At 45.9% G+C, this 3,708-nt stretch carries 3 protein-coding genes; 2 read left to right on the forward strand and 1 reads right to left on the reverse strand.

Annotation, left to right across the window (positions count from 1 at the left end; genetic code table 11):
* Positions 1 to 273: 273 nt before the first annotated feature.
* Positions 274 to 1,725, reverse strand: coding sequence for a hypothetical protein (locus IQ270_RS28990; RefSeq protein WP_339384423.1), 1,452 nt, complete (start codon positions 1,723 to 1,725; stop codon positions 274 to 276).
* 35 nt (positions 1,726 to 1,760) lie between these two features.
* On the opposite strand from IQ270_RS28990, the gene IQ270_RS28995 reads away from it, so the two are divergent.
* Both IQ270_RS28995 and IQ270_RS29000 read left to right on the forward strand, forming a co-directional pair.
* Complete coding sequence (locus tag IQ270_RS28995) at positions 1,761 to 1,910, forward strand: hypothetical protein (RefSeq protein WP_193976572.1); 150 nt, start codon at positions 1,761 to 1,763, stop codon at positions 1,908 to 1,910.
* A gap of 455 nt (positions 1,911 to 2,365) precedes the next feature.
* A partial coding sequence (locus tag IQ270_RS29000) for a GUN4 domain-containing protein (RefSeq protein ID WP_193976573.1) occupies positions 2,366 to 3,708 on the forward strand: 1,343 nt, incomplete at its 3' end.

Raw genomic sequence — 3,708 nt, forward strand, 5'->3', positions numbered from 1 at the left:
TCTGATGGCTAATCTACTCAACAATATTCCTATACATCTTGAGCGTTGGAGCTCTTTCCCTGAAACTCCTGTGGATGCCTTTTATGCTTGTAACTCCTCCTAATTGTAAAAAACCTACACCTGTCAGGATTGGGAGAGGGGGAGAAGATTCTATCTTGCTTCTGACTAATGACTTTGGACTGATGACGTTGGACGTTCCCCCTGGGGGGACAGCACTATGACTAATGACCAATGACTAATGACCAATGACTTCTTCCTTTAACATCCGTTAGTTTAACGGGGGGCTATCCGCTGCAGTTCCTTAGCTTGTTCTAAAATTTTCTCGAAGTCTTCTTCGCTCAACCGCTGGATGTAGTTGATTTTGAATTCTTCTAGGAAGTCGGACAGCAGCAGTTGTATTTCTTGCCAGGTTTGTTGTTGTTGCAGTTCGGCTCCTAAAGCTTGCCCGAAATGCTGGACTAGCTGGCTTGAGAGTTTGGTGCCTACGGGGTCTTCGCTGGCGATTTTAAAGGCTTCGTAGGCATCTTGGGGGCCGAGGGTGACTAATTTGGATAGCTCTGCAACTAATTGCTCTGCTAGTTGTGCGGGCAGGTTTCCTAGTCCGGGTACTTGCTTCCATCCTTGATAGAGGGGGGATTGTTTGAGAAATAATTCTATGTTGTAGCCCAGGAGGGCTTCTAAGTCTGGCTGGAGTTGGGGCAGGACTTTGTAGACGGTGATTTGGACTAGATGGGTGGCGATGGCTTCTATTTCGTTGATATTGTTGATGTCTAAATATCGCTGTTTGGGGGATTGAAATAGTTGACGGGCTAGTTCGCCTGTGGTAATAGATTGTTGCATCTGGTTGATGAGCTGAATTACTACTACTTCGGTCAATTCTTGGGCGAAGTTGGCGACGAAACCTCGGCTGATTTGGGTGCGTATGGGTTGGAGATCGGGCATTTTGGCTTGGTGGATGCGAATTGTGACGGGCAATACTCGCAACAGGCGCCAGAATGGGAGGAACAGAAAGATGTCGTACCATCGCCAGAGTATGGCTGCTCGCCAAGTGACGCTGCGGTGGTGGCGGCTGATGAAGTAGGTGCGGGCTAGAAATTCGATCGCGAATATGGCAATGAATGGCAGGTCGATTTGCCAGAAGTTGTCGGTAAATTCGCCGTTTTCTCCGATGGTGCGGTAATAGTTGGTGGCCACTAAGGGCTTGATTTTGGCGTCAAACCAAGTGATTTCTTGTTGCCAGCCTTGTTTGCTTAAATAGTTTTGACTCCAGAATGTTTTGAATGATTGTTTGGCGGATTCTTGCGGATTCGGGATGCGCGAGCGCATCCGGTCTTTGATTTTTTCTAGGGTGCCACTTTTGGATGCTGCTCGAAACGGGTCTTCGTCGATGGTGTTGGCGCTCAGATTGTTGATTTCCTGCAATTTGGCTGCTACTTGGGGAGATTGCAGGCCTGTTTTTACTACTTGTTTTTTTAATTCTTCTAATGTTTTTAGATATTTTTGGGTGTCTCGGTGGGGTTTAATTCCTTTTAATGGGTCGTATATTTGGGTGATAATTGGCAGTTCCCGCAAGTAAAAATCTCGCCCGGAGACGTATGTTATGTCAAATAATACTAGGCTTAAATTTCCTAGGGCGACCAGTGCCATGAGCCGCTCGAACCAGGGTACTTTTGATGATTTTTTGCGGGTTGTGGGAGTTTTAGATGGCGGTAGTTTGGGTGTCACTGGCAGTTCCTAATTAAGTAGACCGATCGCAATAAATGTCACTGGTAATAACTGAAAAGAGGCAACAAGGAAAACAGGTTAATTATCGAGATCGCGCTGGGATTGCGATCGAGCAAGCTAATATTTATTTGAATCTGGGGAGAGCTGGGGATTTTTCGATTGTTGATTTTTCCTGGGTTTGGTAAAATTTTATACTTGGTAAAGATTGAGGTCGATTCGAGAACAGGGGTAACTTCGCTGGGGCCAACTTGAGGGCTGCCACACCTCGGGTTAGTTTGCTTCTCTCTGGTAATAAAATTATATCTCAGGCAGAATCCTAAGTTTTTTTGCAGCGTTGCACAGCTAACTGGCTCGGTAATAAATTACTATTTTTGTTGAATCTGCTGGCTGTTTGACCGCGAAATCAAATGTATTGCCCCCGATCGAGGTTGAGCGTTAGATTTGGATTTCGAGTTTGAGGTCAAACCCTCAAGAGAGTTATACTTGCTCAGGGGCAGTCTGGCGAGAGCGTTTCCGAGCGCGACGGTGGCTGCTGCTGTACTACAGGTTCCGGATCTCACCTCCACAAAAACCAACTCGCGATCGGACTCTTGAATAAAATGACACTGTGAGTATAATTTTGTTCGCATTTTTTTAATATATGACATACTGCCTTAATCTCGATTGCCCAAGAGACAAGCGTCAGAACCCACCAGGCACAAAGTATTGTCTTAATTGTGGTTCAAAGCTGCTGCTAAAAGACCTTTATGCAGCTACTGAACCGCTGCGGGATGGGGGATTTGGTAGAACTTTTAGAGCTATAAATCATGGAAAATTTGAGGAACTGTGCGTTATCAAACAGTTGTCGCCACCTCAAGAATTTCAGAAGAAGCCTGCTCATTTCAAGAAGTATGTCCGACTGTTTGAACAGGAGGCAAGACGGCTTTACGAACTAAAACACCCGCAAATTCCTCAGTTGATTTCTTATTTCGAGGAAGATGGGCGATTGTATTTGGTGCAAGAGTTTATTGATGGCAATAATTTAAAGGATGAGTTAGCAAAGTATGGTGCTTATAGCGAAACTAAAACGAGGGAAATGCTGTTAGATTTGTTGCCTTTGCTGAATTTTGTTCACGAGCGGAATGTAATTCACCGGGATATTAAGCCTGAGAATGTGATCCGGCGAAATCGCGATCGCAAATTGGTGCTGATAGATTTTGGGGTTTCCAAACAGGTAGTAGCTGAGGCTCCGACCAAAACAGGAACTAAGTTGGGAACTCCCGGCTACGCGGCTCTAGAACAGCGTCACGGTAGGGCTGTTCCTGCTAGTGACCTTTACAGTTTAGGGGTGACTTGCATTCGCTTGCTGACTTCTGTTATGCCTTATTTGGATATCTACGGGGACATTCACGATGACCTTTACGACCCGCTCGAAGGTCGGTGGCTTTGGAGGGAGGCTTTACCGCAAGGAACAAAGATTAGCCAGGATTTAAGTCAGATTTTGGATAAGTTGATTCAGGAATATGTCAAAGACCGCTATAAGTCTGCTGCGGAAGTTTTGGAGGTGATAAAACCTCCTATTGTTCTCTCAGGGCCAGAAAAGTTGCAGCAGGCAACTGTTCTGAATCCTTCTGTACCGACTCAGCCGGTGAGTGGTACTCCGCTAATTTCTGTGAATTTAGAGTCGGAAAAAGGTATTGATTATTCTGAGTTGGAAAGGCTGCTAATTGCTAAAAAATGGCGGGGTGCTGATGAGGAAACTTCTGTGAAAATGCTGGAGGTGATGCAGCAAGTTTCAAGGGGTTATTTGAGCGAGGAAGATATTAGGAAGTTTCCGGCTAAGGATTTGGAGACGATCGACCAACTTTGGGTTCGGCACAGTCACCGGAGGTTCGGCTTTTCTGTGCAAAAGGGTTTGTGGCTAAAGTCGGGGGGAAAGCCTGGTGTTTATGATGCTACGGTTTGGGAGAAGTTTGGCGATCGGGTGGGCTGGCGGGTTAACGG

Source organism: Microcoleus sp. LEGE 07076 (assembly GCF_015207455.1).
Lineage (GTDB): Bacteria > Cyanobacteriota > Cyanobacteriia > Cyanobacteriales > Microcoleaceae > Microcoleus.

Bases quoted from the DNA above. Each gene is read 5' to 3' on its own strand.
- IQ270_RS28995 (WP_193976572.1), top strand. From the start codon at position 1,761: ATGTCACTGGTAATAACTGAAAAGAGGCAACAAGGAAAACAGGTTAAT.